The organism is Pseudomonas nunensis, assembly GCF_024296925.1.
Lineage (GTDB): Bacteria > Pseudomonadota > Gammaproteobacteria > Pseudomonadales > Pseudomonadaceae > Aquipseudomonas > Aquipseudomonas nunensis.
In genome coordinates this window covers 6,042,169-6,061,480 of sequence record NZ_CP101125.1, presented here as the reverse complement: position 1 = coordinate 6,061,480, position 19,312 = coordinate 6,042,169, and the positions used below count along the sequence as shown (strand labels likewise).

At 61.3% G+C, this 19,312-nt stretch carries 1 protein-coding gene; it reads right to left on the bottom strand.

Going from position 1 to position 19,312, the window contains the following annotated elements; translation table 11 throughout:
- Positions 1 to 122: 122 nt before the first annotated feature.
- On the bottom strand, positions 123 to 19,055 hold the full coding sequence (locus NK667_RS26575; RefSeq protein ID WP_254744495.1) for an immunoglobulin-like domain-containing protein: 18,933 nt from the start codon (positions 19,053 to 19,055) through the stop codon (positions 123 to 125).
- Positions 19,056 to 19,312: the final 257 nt, after the last annotated feature.

Sequence of the window (19,312 nt, the reverse complement as noted above, 5' to 3'; positions counted from 1 at the left end):
GTCATGCTGTCAGCAGCATAGGCCAACTGTTGGCGAGTATGCGGTGCGGCGACGAAATCGTCATCGCCGAGATAGCCGCAAACGTGACGGCCGCCCCATAAGGGCGGCCGTTTTACCTGGCATCAGCTGTTGTTGTGGTCGACTTTGATGGTCGGATCGCTACCGGCAATCAGGTTGTGCAGGTTGGCGGTAGACCAGTTGTTGCCTTCCAGTTTGATCGTCACATCCGGTGTCGCTGCCGCAGCATCCGCCGAGTTGAACTTGCCGGCCGAGCTGACCTGCAACGACGACACGCCATCGACGGTGGTGATCTTCAGGAAGTTGTCGATGGTGCTGCCGGTTTCGCCCTGCAACAAATCGCGCAGATCGATACGGTCACCTTCGCTGGCCTTGAAGTCCTTGATCACGTCGCTGCCGGTGTCGCCCGCCTTCCACACAAAGGTGTCGGCACCCGAGCCGCCAATCAGGATGTCATTGCCCGAACCGCCGATCAGCGTGTCGTTGCCGGTGCCACCGAGCAGGATGTCATTGCCCTTGCCGCCATCGAGCGTGTCGTTACCGCCCGAGCCGAACAGAATGTCATTGCCCGCACCGCCCAACAGCGTGTCGTTGCCGTCGTGGGCGCCGGACACGTCGAACGCGGTGTAGTGCTCGGTGATGAACTGGTGCACGTTACTGGTGGTGACTTTGCTGACGTCCACGCCGGTTTGCTGGGCAACGAATGCCTGCATGGCCTGGTAGCCCTCGCCGGCGATTCCGTTGAAGCTCACCAGATCGCCGAACAGGATGTCGTTGCCATTACCGCCGCTGACCGTGTCGGAACCTGGCAACGTCGCTTCGGTGTGACCGATGATCGAGTTGGCCAGGTCTTTCGGGTCGATGTTGGTTTGTGGCGATTTGTCCGAATCGTACGGTTTCAGATCATTGAGGCTGACACCGCTGTTGAGGCCGATGGCCTCGACATTCGACAGGTTGCCCAGCAGCGCGAAACTGCTGTTGGAGTTGTCGGTGGTGGTCGAACTGGTGCTGTTGCCGCTGCCCGCCAGGCTCGACAACTCGTAGGTGCCATCGCCTTGAGCGTGAACGGTGCCCAGGTTGCTGGAACTCCAGCCCCACCACGAATTGTAGGTTTGCAGCGTCGCGACACCCGCACTGTTGATGTTCAGGATGTGCGTGCTGTCGATGTTCGTGGAGAACGTGTCGCCCGGCTTGTAGTTGCTGGTTTTCACCACGTCGTCGAGCTTCACGTTGCCGTATAGCGTCGGGTTGGTCTGCTCGCCGCTCTGGTAGTAGGTCGGCTGGCCGTCGGTGATGAAGTAGGTGAGGTTCTTCGCCCCGGTGTTGGCCACCGCATCAGCGCTTTGGAACCAGTTGGCCGTGGTCTTGAACACGTCCTCGTAGTTGGTGCCGCCGCCGGACGACATCGAGTCCAGGACCGATTTGAGCAAGGTCAGCGCATTCGGATCGTTCAGGTTGACCGCTACCGACTTGTTGACCTGGGTATCGAAGTCCACCAGGAAGACGTTCACGGTGCCTGAGTTGCCGCCCATGCTCTGCTTGAGGGTGTTGAACACCGAGGTCAGCGAATCCTTGGCGGCGCTGATCGACGACGCGCTCATGCTGCCCGAACTGTCGACCATGAAGGCGATATTGTAGTTGGTGCCCGGCACCACGGTCAGGCCGCCGATGTCGGCGATCATGATGTCGTTGCCATCGGTGCCGCTGATGGTGTCACTCGCCGAGGTGGCGGTGATCGCGTTGTACGTCGCCGGGTAAACGGTGACCGGGATCTGCGCCGTGGTGATCGCCGAACCGCCCAAGGCCTCGGTGGAGGTCGAGGTCACGGTCAGGTTGAACTGGCCGTTGTAGTAGGTAGGCGGGGTCACTGTCAGGGAACCGAGGCTCCAGCCGGTGACGTTGGCTTCGCCAGAGGTCGCGGTGGCGGTGAAGGTGTGACCCGCGCCATCAGTCAGGACCGAGCCTGCCGGTATCCCGCTGATTTTCACGCTCAGGCTTTCGGAGCCGTCGGTGTCGGTCAGTGCGGTGTTGATCGCGGACAGGTGAACGCTGGTGCCTTCGAAGCCGGTGTTGAGTTTGTAGCCGTCGTAGTAACCCTCGCCGTTGGTACCGTGCAAGTCGGAGACGGTCACGCCGGAAGCGGCCAGATCCGCCACGCCGGTGTACAGCGGCACGCCGGCGCTGCTCAGGTCGATGGCGGTGCCACCGTTGACCGACAGATTGACGTCATAGCTGCCCGGGCCACTCTGGTTGTGGTGGTAGATGTCCAGGGTGTAGTAGCCGCTGGCGGTCGGAGTGATCGAACCACTCAGGTTACCGCCCGAACCCCACAGGGCGGACGCGACGTTCTTGCCGCCAACGGTCACGAGTAGGCTGTCATCGCCCGAGCCACTGAAGGTGTAGGTCTTGCCGGCTTCGAGGTAGATCAGGCCAGAGGTTTTCGACGCCGTACCTGCCGCGACACTGCCGTCGGACTGCACGTTGGTCACTGTGGTGCTGGAGTTCGGTGTGCCCGCCGCGTCGATGACCGATTTAAGCGTGGCCGTCGGCGCGCCGCTGCCATCAGTGCCCAGGCCCGACAGACCGGTCCAGACTTCCTTGATCAGCCCGGTGGATTTGACGCTGTTGTCCGCCACGGTCAGGGACGGTGCATCGGCCACTGGCGTGATGTCGATTTTCACCGTGCCGGTGTTGCCCAGCAGTTGGCCATCGGTTGGCTGGAACTTGATCTGCGCGTAATCCGCCTGATTGTTGCCCAGGCCGGTGCCGCCATAGCCATTGGTGCCGGATTCGTTGGCGTCGGGGGTGAAGCGCAGCTTGCCGGCGTCGATGTCAGCCTTGGTGATGGTCTGATTGCTGGTGACGTCGGTCCAGGTCGAGCCGTTCAGGTACTGCAACTTGCCTTCGCCCGGCAGGCCGGTGATTTTCACGCCCAGGCTCGCGGCCGGGCTGTCGACATCGCTGACGCCGAAGGTCGACCAGCCGAGAATCAGCGGGGTGTCTTCAGTACCGGTGACGTTGACCGGTGCAGCGGTCGGCGCGTCGTTCACGGCCACCACGTTGACGGTGGTGGTCGCGACGTTCGAGTAGTTGCCGCCATCAGTCACGGTCACGGTGATGATCCGCGGCACAGTGCTCGGGTCTTCACTGCTGTTGGTGAAGCTGATGTTCTTGATCGCCTGCATGTAGTCGGCCAGCGTCGCGTTGCCCGACAGGGTCAGCGTCACGGTGCCATTGGTGCTGTTGGCATTAATGGTGATGCCGTTGACGCTGTTGCCCAGGTTCAGCGCATCGCCATCCTGACGGTTGGTCAACACCACGGTGGCGCCGGTCAGCATGGTGCTGTCCGGGTCAGTGATCTTCAGATCGGTGTCGGCAATCGACACGCCCGCACCTGGGGTGTTTTCGGTGAAGGTCACGTTGTAATTGGCACCGGTGGCGCCGCTGGAGTTGTTGGCATCCAGGTCGATGACCGGCGGCGCATCGTTGTCGATGATCGAGGTGCTGACGCTGCCATTGGTGGCGCTGACCGCGAGGTTCTCGAAGTTGCCGCCAGTGGCCGAGTCGATCTTGACCACGAAGTTTTCAGTGCCTTCGGTGATCTTGTCGTCAATGGTCGCCACGTTGAAGCTGGCGCTGCTGGCGCCGGCCGGAATCTTCACGGTGTACACACCGGTGAAGTCCGAACCGTCGGCGGCGGTGCCGCTGTAGACGATTTTCAGCGTCACGTCGGTTTGCGCCGGGTGCGTCAGGCTGACGGTGTAGCTGGCGGTCTGGCCTTCAGTCACCGAGGTGCTGCCGGTGATGCTGACTTCGGTCTTGTCGATGGTGTCAGTGACGTTGGTCACGGCTGGCGTGTTATTGGTCGCCAGGTTTTCGAAGCCGCCGCCGGTGGCGTTGGTGATCGTCGCCTGGACGGTGCCGGCATCTTTGTACACGTCATCAGCCGGAGCAGGAACGGTCACGGTGCCGGTGGTTTTGCCGGCGTCGATGGTGATCACCGAGCCGTTGCTGAGCGTCACGGTCACTGGCGTGCCAGCGGCGTTGGTCAGGGTCGCGGTGTAGGTGATCTGGCCACCCTCGGCGACCGAGCCGGTTGCGCTCAACGACAGGTTGGTGGTGTCGACAGTGTCGGTCACGGTGGTGCTGACTGGCGTCTTGTCGGCGACGAGGTTTTCGTAGTTGCCGCCGCTCACGTTGGTGATCGAGTTGGTCAGCGGTGCGTGACCGGTCAGCACGTCGTTTGGCGCGATGGTGGTGACTGTGCCGGTGGTTTTACCGATGTCGATCGTGATGTTTTGGCCGTTGGCCAAGGTCACGACAACTGCAGAACCGGTTACTGGCTGGCCGATGGTGGCGGTGTAGGTGACGGTGCCACCTTCAGCGGCGGTGCCGGTTGCCGTCAGTTTGACGGTCGAGGTGTCGATGGTGTCGGTCACGTTGGTCACCGCAGGCGTGCTGCTGGTGGCCAGGTTTTCGAAGCTGCCACCGGTGGCTTTGGTGATCGTCGCCTGGACAGTGCCGGCGTCCTTGTACACGTCATCAGCCGGAGCTGGAACGGTCACGGTGCCGGTGGTTTTGCCGGCGTCGATGGTGATCACCGAACCGTTGCTCAGGGTCACAGTCACTGGCGAACCAGCGGCGTTGGTCAGGGTCGCGGTGTAGGTGATCTGACCGCCTTCGGCCACGGAGTTGGTTGCACTCAGCGACAGGTTGGTGGTGTCGACGGTGTCGGTGACAGTCGTCGAAACCGGTGTCTTGTCGGCTACGAGATTTTCGTAGTTGCCGCCGCTTACGTTGGTGATCGAGTTGGTCAGCGGTGCGTGGCCGGTTAACGCGTCGTTTGGCGCGAGGGTGGTCACAGTGCCGGTGGTCTTGCCGATGTCGATCGTGATGTTTTGGCCGTTGGCCAGAGTCACTGTCACTGGAGAACCGGTTACTGGCTGCCCAACCGTCGCGGTATAGGTGACGGTGCCACCCTCAGCCGCAGTACCGGTTGCCGTCAGTTTGACCGTCGAGGTGTCGATGGTGTCGGTGACGTTGGTCACAGCCGGAACAGTGCTCGGTACCAGGCTCTCGAAATTGCCACCGGTTGCGGTGGTGATCGTTGCCTGGACGGTGCCCGCATCTTTGTAAACGTCATCAGCGGGAGCTGGAACGGTCACGGTGCCGGTGGTTTTGCCGGTGTCGATGGTGATCACCGAGCCGTTACTCAGAGTCACGGTGACTGGCGAGCCAGCAGCGTTGGTCAGGGTCGCGGTGTAAGTGATCTGGCCGCCTTCGGCCACGGAGTTGGTTGCACTCAGCGACAGGTTGGTGGTGTCGATGGTGTCGGTCACGGTGGTGCTGACCGGCGTCTTGTCGGCTACGAGATTCTCGTAGTTACCGCCAGTGACGTTGGTGATCGAGTTGGTCAGCGGGGCGTGGCCGGTCAGCACATCGTTTGGCGCGATGGTGGTGACGGTGCCGGTGGTTTTACCGATGTCGATGGTGATGTTTTGGCCATTGGCCAACGTCACGGTCACTGGAGAGCCAGTCACTGGCTGCCCAACCGTCGCGGTGTAGGTGACGGTGCCACCTTCAGCGGCAGTGCCCGTCGCAGTCAGTTTGACGGTCGAAGTGTCGATGGTGTCGGTGACGTTGGTCACTGCCGGAACAGTGCTCGGCACCAGGCTCTCGAAGTTGCCACCGGTTGCAGTGGTGATCGTTGCCTGAACGGTACCCGCATCTTTGTAAACATCATCAGCCGGAGCCGGAACGGTCACGGTGCCGGTGGTTTTGCCCGCGTCGATTGTGATCACTGAGCCGTTGCTCAGAGTCACGGTCACTGGCGAGCCAGCAGCGTTGGTCAGAGTCGCGGTGTAGATGATCGAACCACCTTCAGCGACAGAGTTAGTTGCACTCAGGCTGAGGTTAGTCGTGTCGACAGTGTCGGTCACGGTGGTGCTGACCGGGGTTTTGTCGGCAACCAGGTTCTCGTAGTTGCCGCCAGTGACGTTGGTGATCGAATTGGTCAGCGGGGCGTGACCGGTCAACACATCGTTCGGCGCGATGGTGGTGATGGTGCCGGTGGTTTTACCGATGTCGATGGTGATCGTCTGGCCGTTAGCCAGGGATACAGTTACCGGCGAGCCAGTCACTGGCTGACCGACAGTCGCGGTGTAAGTGACGGTGCCACCCTCTGCGGCAGTGCCAGTCGCAGTCAGTTTGACCGTCGATGTGTCGATGGTGTCAGTGACGCTGGTAGACGCTGGAATGGTGCTCGGCACCAGGCTTTCGAAGTTGCCACCGGTGGCGGTGGTGATCGTTGCCTGGACGGTGCCGGCGTCCTTGTACACGTCATCAGCCGGAGCCGGAACGGTCACGGTGCCAGTGGTTTTGCCCGCGTCGATGGTGATCACCGAGCCATTGCTCAGGGTCACGGTCACTGGGGTGCCAGCGGCGTTGGTCAGAGTCGCGGTGTAAGTGATCTGACCGCCTTCGGCTACCGAGTTGGTAGCGCTCAGCGACAGGTTGGTGGTGTCGACAGTGTCAGTGACAGTTGTCGAAACCGGCGTTTTATCGGCTACGAGGTTTTCGTAGTTACCGCCGCTCACATTGGTGATCGAGTTGGTCAACGGCGCATGGCCATTGAGTACATCGTTCGGTGCGAGGGTGGTGACGGTGCCGGTGGTCTTGCCGATGTCGATGGTGATGTTTTGGCCATTGGCCAACGTCACGGTCACTGGAGAACCAGTCACTGGCTGCCCGACAGTCGCGGTGTAGGTGACAGTGCCACCCTCTGCGGCAGTGCCAGTCGCAGTCAATTTGACGGTCGAAGTGTCGATGGTGTCAGTGACGTTGGTGACGGCTGGAACAGTGCTCGGCACCAGGTTCTCGAAGTTGCCACCCGTTGCATCTTTGACCGTAACTTCAACCTTGCCCGCATCTTTATAAACGTCATCAGCCGGAGCCGCGACGGTCACGGTGCCAGTGGTTTTACCGGCGTCGATGGTGATCACGGCGCCGTTGCTCAGTGTGACGGTCACAGGTGTGCCGGCCGCATTGGTCAGGGTCGCGGTGTAAGTGATCTGGCCACCTTCGGCCACGGTGTCGGTCGCTGTCAGCGACAGGTTGGTGTTATCCACCGTGTCAGTGACAGTCGTCTTGGCAGGGTCAGCATTGACGTCCAGTTTCTCGTAATTGCCGCCAGTCGCATCCTTGATGGTGGCGCTCAGCGAGCTGCCGCCAGCCAGGGCATCGTTTGGCGCGACGAAATTCACCGTGCCGCTGCTTTTACCGATGTCGATCGTGATGGTCTGGCCATTGGACAGCGTCACGACGAGCGGGGCGCCAGTCACTGGCGCACTCACGGACGCGGTGTAGACGACGGTGCCGCCTTCAGCGACGGTCGATGTGGCGGTCAGCGAAACGGTGCTGGTGTCGATGGTGTCGGTGACGTTGGTCACGGCAGCCGACGGGTCTTTGACCAGGCTTTCGAAATCGCCGCCAGTGGCATCCTTGATCGTGGCTTCAACCTTGCCGGCGTCTTTGTAGACGTCATCGGCCGGAGCGGCGACGGTCACGTTGCCGCTGGTGGCGCCGGCGGCAATCAGGATGACGGCGCCGTTGCTCAAGGTCACGGTGATCGGCGAGCCGGCCGCGTTAGTCAATGTCGCGGTGTAGACAATCGAACCGCCTTCAGCCACGGAGTCAGTCGCGCTCAAGCTGAGGGTCGTGGTGTCCGGGGTGTCGGTGACGGTGGTGCTGACCGGGGTTTTGTCCGCCACCAGATTCTCGTAGTTACCACCGCTAACATTGGTGATCGAGTTGGTGAGTGGTGCGTGGCCGGTCAGTGCGTCGTTCGGCGCGACTGCGTTGACGGTGCCAGTGGTTTTGCCGATGTCGATGGTGATCGATTGGCCGTTTGCCAGGGTCACAGTCACCGGGCTGCCAGTAACTGGCTGGCCGACAGTCGCGGTGTAAACCACGGTGCCGCCTTCAGCCACGCTGTCGGTGGCCGTCAGTTTGACCGTCGAGGTATCGATGGTGTCGGTGACGTTGGTCACTGCCGGAACAGTACTCGGCACCAGGTTCTCGAAGTTGCCGCCGGTAGCGGTGGAGATTGTCGCTTCAACTTTGCCGGCGTCTTTATAAACGTCATCGGCTGGCGCAGGAACAGTCGCGGTGCCGGTGGTTTTACCGGCTTCGATGGTGATCACAGCACCGTTCGACAAGGTCACAGTCACTGGCGAGCCAGCGGCGTTGGTCAGGGTCGCGGTGTAGACAATCGAACCGCCTTCAGCCACGGAATCAGTCGCGCTCAGGCTCAGGTTCGTGGTGTCGGTCGTGTCGGTGACGGTGGTCGAAACCGGTGTTTTATCGGCGACCAGATTTTCGTAGTTACCACCGCTCACGTCAGTGATCGAGTTGGTGAGTGGTGCGTGGCCGGTCAGCGCATCGTTCGGCGCAACGGCGTTGACGGTACCGCTGGTATTGCCGATGTCGATAGTGATCGATTGGCCGTTTGCCAAAGTCACGACAACCGGGGCGCCAGTCACTGGCTGGCCGACAGTCGCGGTGTAAACCACGGTGCCGCCTTCAGCAACGCTATCGGTGGCCGTCAGTTTGACGGTCGAGGTATCGATGGTGTCGGTGACGTTGGTCACTGCCGGAACAGTGCTCGGTACCAGGTTCTCGAAGTTGCCGCCAGTCGCGGTGGAGATTGTCGCTTCAACTTTGCCGGCGTCTTTATAAACGTCATCGGCTGGCGCAGGAACAGTCGCGGTGCCGGTGGTTTTACCGGCTTCGATGGTGATCACAGCACCGTTCGACAAGGTCACAGTCACTGGCGAGCCAGCGGCGTTGGTCAAGGTCGCGGTGTAAACAATCGAACCACCTTCAGCGACCGAATCGGTAGCGCTCAAGGTCAGGTTCGTGGTGTCAGTCGTGTCAGTGACAGTAGTCGAAACCGGCGTCTTGTCAGCCACCAGATTTTCGTAGTTACCGCCGCTCACGTCAGTAATCGAGTTGGTCAGTGGCGCATGACCAGTCAGGGCGTCGTTTGGCGCGACGGCGTTGACGGTGCCCGAGGTTTTGCCGATGTCGATAGTGATCGATTGACCATTGGCCAAAGTCACCACAACCGGGGCGCCAGTGACTGGCTGGCCGACCGTCGCGGTGTAAACCACGGTGCCGCCTTCAGCAACGCTGTCGGTGGCGGTCAGTTTGACGGTCGAAGTGTCGATGGTGTCGGTGACGTTGGTCACTGCCGGAACGGTGCTCGGCACCAGGTTCTCGAAGTTACCACCGGTCGCGGTAGAGATCGTGGCTTCAACTTTGCCGGCGTCTTTATAGACGTCATCAGTCGGTGCTGGAACAGTCGCGGTGCCGGTGGTTTTACCGGCCTCGATGGTGATCACAGCACCGTTCGACAAGGTCACAGTCACTGGCGAGCCAGCGGCGTTGGTCAGGGTTGCGGTGTAGGTGATCGAACCACCCTCGGCAACCGAATCGGTAGCGCTCAAGGTCAGGTTCGTGGTGTCGGTCGTGTCGGTGACGGTGGTCGAAACCGGTGTTTTATCGGCGACCAGATTTTCGTAGTTACCACCGCTCACGTCAGTGATCGAGTTGGTCAGCGGAGCGTGGCCGGTCAGGGCGTCGTTTGGCGCGACGGCGTTGACGGTGCCCGAGGTCTTGCCAATGTCGATGGTGATCGATTGACCATTGGCCAAAGTCACCACAACCGGGGCGCCAGTGACTGGCTGGCCGACCGTCGCGGTGTAAACCACGGTGCCGCCTTCAGCAACGCTTTCGGTTGCAGTCAGTTTGACCGTCGAGGTGTCGATGGTGTCGGTGACATTGGTCACCGCTGGAACAGTACTCGGGACCAGATTCTCGAAATTACCGCCAGTCGCGGTAGAGATCGTTGCTTCAACTTTGCCGGCGTCTTTGTAGACGTCATCGGCTGGCGCAGGAACAGTCGTGGTGCCGGTGGTTTTACCGGCTTCGATGGTGATCACAGCACCGTTCGACAAGGTCACAGTCACTGGCGAGCCAGCGGCGTTAGTCAGTGTCGCGGTGTAGACAATCGAACCGCCTTCGGCTACCGAGTCAGTCGCGCTCAGGCTGAGGGTCGTGGTGTCTGGCGTATCGGTAACCGAGGTCTCCGCCGGTTTGCCGTCAACGTCCAGCTTCTCGTAGTTACCGCCCTTCGCATCATCAATCTTGACGCTCAAGGAGCCGCCGCCCGCCAGGGCATCGTTCGGTGCAACGAAGTTCACGCTGCCGCTGCTCGCGCCGACTGGAATGGTGATGGTCTGGCCGTTCGACAAGGTGACGACGACTGGCGCGCCGGTCACCGGAGCGGTGACGGATGCGGTGTAGACCACGGTGCCGCCTTCGGCAACGGTCGACGTCGCGGTCAGGTTGACCGTCGAGGTGTCGATGGTGTCGGTGACGTTGGTCACGGCTGCCGTCGGATTGGTGGCCAGGGTTTCAAAGTTGCCGCCGCTGGCGTCCTTGATGGTCGCTTCAACCTTGCCGGCGTCTTTGTAGACGTCATCGGCCGGAGCTGCGACGGTCACGGTGCCGCTGGTGGCGCCGGCGGCGATGGTGATCACCGCGCCATTGCTCAGGGTCACGGTCACTGGCGTGCCGGCCGCATTGGTCAGGGTTGCGGTGTAGACGATCGAGCCGCCCTCGGCGACGGTATCGGTCGCGCTCAGGCTCAGGGTCGTGGTGTCAGGCGTATCGCTGACCGCGGTGTCCGCAGGCTTGCCGTCCACTTCCAGTTTTTCGTAGTTGCCGCCGGTGGCGCCGTCGATCTTCACGCTCAGGGACGTGCCGCCCGCCAGTGGGCTGTTTGGCGCGATGAAATTCACGCTGCCGCTGGTTTCGCCCACCGGGATGGTGATGGTCTGGCCGTTGGACAGGGTCACCACAACTGGCGCGCCGGTCACTGGAGCGGTAACGGACGCGGTGTAGACCACGGTTTCGCCTTCGGCGACGTTCGCGGTGGCGGTCAGCGATACGGTGCTGGTGTCGATGGTGTCATTGACGGTGGTAACCGCCGGGGTGTCGCTGCTGACCAAGTTCTCGAAGTTGCCACCGGTCGCGCCTTTGATGGTCGCTTCAACGGTGCCGGCGTCTTTGTAGACGTCGTCCTTCGGTGCATCGACAGTCACGGTGCCGGTGGTTTTACCAGCGTCGATGGTGATCACGGCGCCGTTGCTCAGCGTCACGGTCACTGGGGTGCCGGCTGCATTGGTCAAGGTCGCGGTGTAAGTGATCTGGCCGCCTTCATCCACGGTGCCGGTCGCGCTCAGCGACAGGTTGGTGGTGTCGGTGGTATCGGTCACGGTGGTGCTGACCGGTGTTTTGTCAGCGACCAGGTTTTCGTAGTTGCCACCGCTGACGTTGGTGATCGAGTTGGTCAGTGGTGCGTGGCCATTGAGCACGTCGTTCGGCGCGACGGCATTGACGGTGCCGGTGGTTTTGCCGATATCGATAGTGATCGATTGACCGTTGGCCAAGTTCACAACAACCGGGGCGCCAGTGACTGGCTGGCCGACGGTGGCGGTGTAAACCACAGTGCCGCCTTCAGCGACGCTGTTGGTTGCGGTCAGGGTGACGGTCGAGGTGTCGATGGTGTCGGAGACGTTGGTCACCGCTGGAGCGGTGCTCGGCACCAGGTTCTCGAAGTTGCCACCGGTTGCGGTGGAAATCGTTGCTTCGACTTTGCCGGCGTCTTTGTAGACGTCATCGGCTGGCGCTGGAACAGTGACGGTGCCGGTGGTTTTGCCCGCGTCGATGGTGATTACGGCGCCATTGCTCAGGGTCACGGTCACCGGAGTGCCGGCCGCATTGGTCAATGTCGCGGTGTAAGTGATCTGGCCGCCTTCAGCTACCGAGTCAGTCGCGCTCAAGCTCAGGTTCGTGGTGTCTGGCGTGTCGGTAACCGAGGTTTCCGCCGGTTTGCCGTCAACTTCCAGCTTCTCGTAGTTGCCGCCCTTGGCGTCGTCGATCTTGACGCTCAGGGAGGCACCGCCCGCCAAGGCGTCGTTCGGGGCCACGAAGTTCACGGAACCGCTGCTCGCTCCGACCGGAATGGTGATGGTCTGGCCGTTGGACAGGGTTACGACGACAGGCGCGTCGGTCACTGGAGCGCTGACGGACGCGGTGTAAACCACGGTGCCGCCTTCAGCCACGGTCGACGTTGCGGTCAGGGTTACAACCGATGTGTCGATGGTGTCGGTGACGTTGGTCACCGCTGGAGCAGGATCAGTGGCCAGGTTTTCGAAGTTGCCACCGGTTGCATCTTTGACGGTGACTTCCACTTTGCCCGCGTCTTTGTAGACGTCATCGGCCGGGGCCGCGACGGTTACGTTGCCGCTGGTGGCGCCGGCGGCGATGAGGATGACGGCGCCGTTGCTCAGGGTCACGGTCACTGGCGTGCCGGCTGCATTGGTCAGTGTCGCGGTGTAAACGATCGAACCGCCTTCAGCCACGGAATCAGTCGCGCTCAGGCTGAGGGTCGTGGTGTCCGGTGTGTCGGTGACGGTGGTGCTGACCGGTGTTTTGTCAGCGACCAGGTTTTCGTAGTTGCCACCGCTCACGTTGGTGATCGAGTTGGTCAACGGAGCGTGGCCATTGAGCACGTCGTTCGGTGCAACTGCATTGACGGTGCCGGTGGTTTTGCCGATGTCGATGGTGATCGATTGACCGTTGGCCAAAGTCACGATGACTGGAGCGCCCGTTACTGGAGCGCCTACCGATGCGGTGTAAACGACGGTCCCGCCCTCAGCAACGCTGTTGGTCGCGGTCAGGGTGACGGTCGAGGTGTCGATGGTGTCGGAGACGTTGGTCACCGCTGGAGCCGTGCTCGGCACCAGGTTCTCGAAGTTGCCACCGGTTGCGGTGGAAATCGTCGCTTCGACTTTGCCAGCGTCTTTATAGACGTCATCAGCCGGTGCTGGAACGGTCACGGTGCCAGTGGTTTTACCGGCATCAATGGTGATCACGGCGCCGTTGCTCAGGGTGACGGTCACTGGAGTGCCGGCAGCGTTGGTCAAGGTCGCGGTGTAGATGATCGAACCGCCCTCAGCCACGGAATCAGTCGCGCTCAAGCTCAGGCTCGTGGTGTCTGGCGTGTCGGTAACCGAGGTTTCAGCCGGTTTGCCGTCAACGTCCAGTTTCTCGTAGTTCCCGCCCTTCGCATCGTCAATCTTGACGCTCAAGGAGCCGCCGCCCGCCAGGGCGTCGTTCGGCGCCACGAAGTTGACGGAACCGCTGCTCGCGCCAACCGGAATGGTGATGGTCTGGCCGTTGGAAAGAGTGACAACCACTGGCGAACCAGTGACAGGGGCAGACACGGACGCGGTGTAAACGACAGTGCCGCCTTCAGCCACGGTGCTGGTGGCGGTCAGGTTGACGGTCGAGGTGTCGATGGTGTCCGTCACGTCGGTGACTGCTGGTGCTGGATTGGTGACCAGATTTTCGAAGTTGCCACCGGTGGCATCTTTGACGGTCACTTCGACTTTGCCGGCGTCTTTATAGACGTCATCAGCCGGTGCGGCGACGGTCACGGAACCGCTGGTTGCGCCGGCGGCGATGGTGATCACCGCGCCGTTGCTCAGGGTCACGGTCACTGGCGTGCCAGCGGCGTTGGTCAAATTGGCTGTGTAAACGATCGAGCCGCCCTCGGCGACCGAGTCAATCGCCGACAGGCTCAGCGTGGTGGTGTCGGCGGTGTCGGTAACGGTGGTCGAAACTGGTGTTTTGTCGGCGACAAGGTTTTCGTAGTTGCCGCCGCTCACGTCGGTGATCGAGGTGGTCAACGGCGCGTGGCCGGTCAGTGCGTCGTTTGGTGCGACGGCGTTGACGGTGCCGGAGCTTTTGCCGATGTCGATGGTGATCGTCTGACCGTTAGCCAGGGTCACGACAACCGGGGCGCCAGTCACTGGAGCGCCGACCGATGCGGTGTAAACCACAGTGCCGCCTTCGGCGACGCTGTTGGTAGCGGTCAGGGTAACCGTCGAAGTGTCGATGGTGTCAGTGACGTTGGTCACCGCCCGAACCGGGTCAGTGGCCAGGTTTTCGAAGTTGCCACCGGTGGCGTCTTTAACCGTGACTTCAACCTTGCCGGCGTCTTTATAGACGTCATCGGCCGGAGCGGCGACGGTGACGTTGCCGCTGGTGGCGCCGGCAGCAATGGTGATCACTGCGCCGTTGCTCAGGGTCACCGTCACTGGCGTGCCGGCCGCATTGGTCAGGGTGGCGGTGTAAACAATCGAACCACCTTCAGCCACGGAGTCAGTTGCGCTCAGGCTCAGAGTGGTGGTGTCGGCAGTATCAGTGACGGTGGTCGAAACCGGCGTCTTGTTGGCGACCAGGTTTTCGTAGTTGCCACCGCTCACGTCGGTAATCGAAGTGGTCAGCGGCGCGTGGCCATTCAGCACATCGTTCGGCGCGACGGCGTTGACGGTGCCAGAGCTTTTGCCGATGTCGATGGTGATGGTTTGACCGTTGGCCAGGGTCACGACAACCGGAGCACCGGTCACTGGAGCGCCGACGGATGCGGTGTAAACCACGGTGCCGCCTTCGGCAACAGACGATGTCGCGGTCAGGGTCACAACCGACGTATCGATGGTGTCAGTGACGTTGGTCACCGCTGGAGCAGGATCAGTGGCCAGGTTTTCGAAGTTGCCGCCAGTAGCATCTTTAACGGTGACTTCAACCTTGCCGGCGTCTTTATAGACGTCATCGGCCGGAGCGGCGACGGTGACGTTGCCGCTGGTGGCGCCGGCAGCAATGGTGATCACTGCGCCGTTGCTCAGGGTCACAGTCACTGGCGTGCCGGCCGCATTGGTCAGGGTGGCGGTGTAAACAATCGAACCACCTTCAGCCACGGAGTCAGTTGCGCTCAGGCTCAGAGTGGTGGTGTCGGCAGTATCAGTGACGGTGGTCGAAACCGGCGCCTTGTTGGCGACCAGGTTTTCGTAGTTACCGCCGCTCACATCAGTGATCGAGGTGGTCAGCGGTGCGTGGCCGTTAAGCACATCGTTCGGCGCGACGGCGTTAACGGTACCGCTGCTTTTACCGATGTCGATGGTGATGGTCTGACCGTTGGCCAACGTCACGATGACCGGCGCGCCGGTCACTGGAGCACCGACGGATGCGGTGTAAACCACGGTGCCGCCTTCAGCCACGGTCGACGTCGCGGTCAGAGTCACAACCGACGTATCGATGGTGTCAGTGACGTTGGTCACCGCTGGAGCAGGATCAGTGGCCAGGTTTTCGAAGTTGCCACCGGTAGCATCTTTAACGGTGACTTCGACCTTGCCGGCGTCTTTATAGACGTCATCGGCAGGTGCGGCGACAGTCACTGAACCGCTGGTAGCGCCAGCGGCAATAGTGATCACCGCGCCGTTGCTCAGGGTCACGGTCACCGGAGTGCCGGCGGCGTTGGTCAGATTGGCGGTGTAAACGATCGAACCACCTTCAGCCACGGACTCAGTCGCGCTCAGGCTCAGGGTGGTGGTGTCTTTCGAGTCGGTGATGGTGGTCAGCGCCGGCTCAGCGCTCGGGGTCAGCTGCTCGAAATTGCCGCCGGTGGTGCCGGTGATCGTAGTGCTGACGGTGCTGCCATTGTTGTAGACGTCGTTCGGCGGGGTATCGACGACAACGCTGCCTGTGGTTTTACCTGCTTCGATGGTAATGACCGAGCCATTGCTCAAGGTCACGGTCATCGGCGTGCCGGCCGGGTTGGTCAGCGTCGCGGTATAGGTGATCTGGCCACCCTCGACCACGGTGCCGGTGGCGGTGAGGCTCAGGCCGGTGTTGTCGATCGAATCGGTGATGGTCGTCACGGCCGGAGCCGGGTTCGGGGTCAGCTGTTCGAAGTTGCCGCCGGTTGCGCTGGTAATCGTAGTGCTGACGGTGCTGCCGTTTTGGTAGACGTCATTGGCTGGCGTTGGGGCGTCCACGCTGCCGGTGGTTTTGCCGGCTTCGATGGTGATGGTCGAACCGTTGGACAGCGTGACGGTAACCGGCGTCTGCGCCGGGTTGGTCAGTGTCGCAGTGTAAGTAATCTGACCGCCTTCGGTAACGGTCGAGCCTGCTGTCAGCGTGACAGTGGTGGTGTCGACCGAGTCGGTAATGGTCGTGACCGCTGGAGCCGGGTTTGGCGCCAGGTTTTCGAAGTTGCCTCCGGTTGCGCTGGTAATCGTAGTGCTGACGGTGCTGCCGTTTTGATAGACATCATTGGCTGGCGTCGGAACGTCCACCGAGCCAGTGGTCTTGCCGGCTTCGATGGTGATGGTCGAGCCATTGGACAACGTGACGGTAACCGGGGTTTGCGCCGGATTAGTCAGGGTCGCGGTGTAGGTAATCTGACCGCCTTCAGTAACGGTCGAGCCTGCTGTCAGCGTGACGGTCGTGGTATCGACCGAATCGGTGATGGTTGTGACCGCTGGAGCCGGGTTTGGCGCCAGGTTCTCGAAGTTGCCGCCGGTTGCGCCAGTGATGGTGGTTGTAACGGTGCTGCCGTTTTGGTAGACGTCGTTGGCTGGCGTCGGAACGTCCACCGAGCCAGTGGTCTTGCCGGCTTCGATGGTGATGGTCGAACCATTGGACAGCGTGACGGTAACTGGCGTCTGCGCTGGGTTGGTCAGCGTCGCGGTGTAGGTGATCTGACCGCCTTCAGTAACGGTCGAGCCCGCTGTCAGCGTGACAGTGGTGGTATCCACCGAATCAGTAATAGTCGTGACCGCTGGAGCCGGGTTTGGCGCCAGGTTCTCGAAGTTGCCGCCGGTTGCGCCAGTGATGGTGGTCGTAACGGTGCTGCCGTTTTGGTAGACGTCGTTGGCTGGCGTCGGAACGTCCACCGAGCCAGTGGTCTTGCCGGCTTCGATGGTGATGGTCGAACCATTGGACAGCGTGACGGTAACTGGCGTCTGCGCTGGGTTGGTCAGCGTCGCGGTGTAGGTGATCTGACCGCCTTCAGTAACGGTCGAGCCCGCTGTCAGCGTGACAGTGGTGGTATCCACCGAATCAGTAATAGTCGTGACCGCTGGAGCCGGGTTCGGCGCCAGGTTTTCGAAGTTGCCGCCGGTTGCGCCAGTGATGGTGGTCGTAACGGTGCTGCCGTTTTGGTAGACGTCGTTGGCTGGCGTCGGAACGTCCACCGAGCCAGTGGTCTTGCCGGCTTCGATGGTGATGGTCGAACCATTGGACAGCGTGACGGTAACTGGCGTCTGCGCTGGGTTGGTCAGCGTCGCGGTGTAGGTGATCTGACCGCCTTCAGTAACGGTCGAGCCCGCTGTCAGCGTGACAGTGGTGGTATCCACCGAATCAGTAATAGTCGTGACCGCTGGAGCCGGGTTTGGCGCCAGGTTCTCGAAGTTGCCGCCGGTTGCGCCAGTGATGGTGGTCGTAACGGTGCTGCCGTTTTGGTAGACGTCGTTGGCTGGCGTCGGAACGTCCACCGAGCCAGTGGTCTTGCCGGCTTCGATGGTGATGGTCGAACCATTGGACAGCGTGACGGTAACTGGCGTCTGCGCTGGGTTGGTCAGCGTCGCGGTGTAGGTGATCTGACCGCCTTCAGTAACGGTCGAGCCCGCTGTCAGCGTGACAGTGGTGGTATCCACCGAATCAGTAATAGTCGTGACCGCTGGAGCCGGGTTCGGCGCCAGGTTTTCGAAGTTGCCGCCGGTTGCGCCAGTGATGGTGGTCGTAACGGTGCTGCCGTTTTGGTAGACGTCATTGACTGGCGTCGGAACGTCCACGCTGCCAGTGGTCTTGCCGGCTTCGATGGTGATCGTCGAACCGTTGGACAGCGTGACGGTAACCGGCGTCTGCGCCGGGTTGGTCAGGGTCGCGGTGTAAGTGATCTGACCGCCTTCAGTGACAGTCGAACCCGCTGTCAGCGTGACGGTAGTGGTATCAACCGAATCAGTAATAGTCGTGACCGCTGGCGCAGGGTTCGGCACCAGGTTCTCGAAGTTACCGCCAGTTGTGCCAGTAATCGTGGTCGTGACGGTGCTGCCGTTTTGGTAAACGTCATTGGCTGGCGTCGGAACGTCCACAGTACCGGTGGTTTTCCCGGCTTCAATGGTGATGGTCGAGCCATTGGACAGCGTGACGGTCACCGGGGTTTGCGCCGGATTAGTCAGTGTCGCGGTGTAAGTAATCTGCCCACCTTCAGTGACACTGCCGCCTGCCGTCAGCGTGACAGTGGTGGTGTCGATGGTGTCAGTGACCTGGGTCGTGGCCGGGACGGTCGGCGTGGTAACCACGATGCCGGCGCCGCCAGCGATGCCAGTGACGGTGACGTCGATCTGGGTCGCGTCGTTATAGACGGTGTCGTTCGGCGCCAATGGGACGTTGACGGTGCCGGTGGTCTGGCCAGCCTGGATCACGATCACCGAGCCGTTGGACAGGGTGATGGTCAGGTCGCTGGTTGGTGCCTGGGTCAGGGTAGCGGTGTAAACCAGTACGCCGCCGGCCTCGGTGATGGTCGGCGTGGCGCTCAGGCTCAGGGTAGATGCCTGCACGATGTTGGCGTTATTGGTGGTCTGGCCGCCAATGGTGTTCTGGGTGGCGGCCCCGGCAGCGCCGATGCCTGCGGTCGGGAAGCCAATGGTCGGGTCTACCCGGCCAGCGGTCGCGTCCAGCATGACGAAGCTGTGGCCACCACCGGCCGCGCCGTCGCCGCCTGCTGCGGTCGGGCCGGCAGCGGTGGCTTCGAGGTCTGTGGTCGGGTCGGCGCCGGCAACGATGGCTTGCTGCAGTTCTTCAACCGATGGCGCGGCTTGTGCAGTGGCTTCTGCCAGGTCAGTGTTGGAATCCGGATCGGTGCCACTCCATTGAGTGTCGCGGCCCAGGTCCAGAGTCCGGCCATCAGCCAGTTCGAGGGTTACGGCGCCAGCGGCACCGGTGTCTACCTGATCGCCGACAAACAGCCGATCGCCTTCAACGAGTACGCGACGGACGCCCTCTGGGGACACCGCGAAAACCTGACCAACAATGCTTTTGACGATGGCAACAACACTGCTCATTGAAGACTTCTCCGGGTGTCACGTTCAGTTGACTTCCATGGACCTGATGGCGCGCTCGCCAAAGCAGTCTGGACGTACTTTAAAAAATTTAGTGCATAAGCTTGACGCTGTAACTCGTCAATTATTTGGCTATATTATTTCGCTATTTACTTTATGCCAAACTATTGACCTTATGGGTGCCATCCTAAACAATCGCCCCAGTAATGTCACATTGATATTTAAGCGGCGACCTGTCCTACAGCGTGTGATCCAGTTCC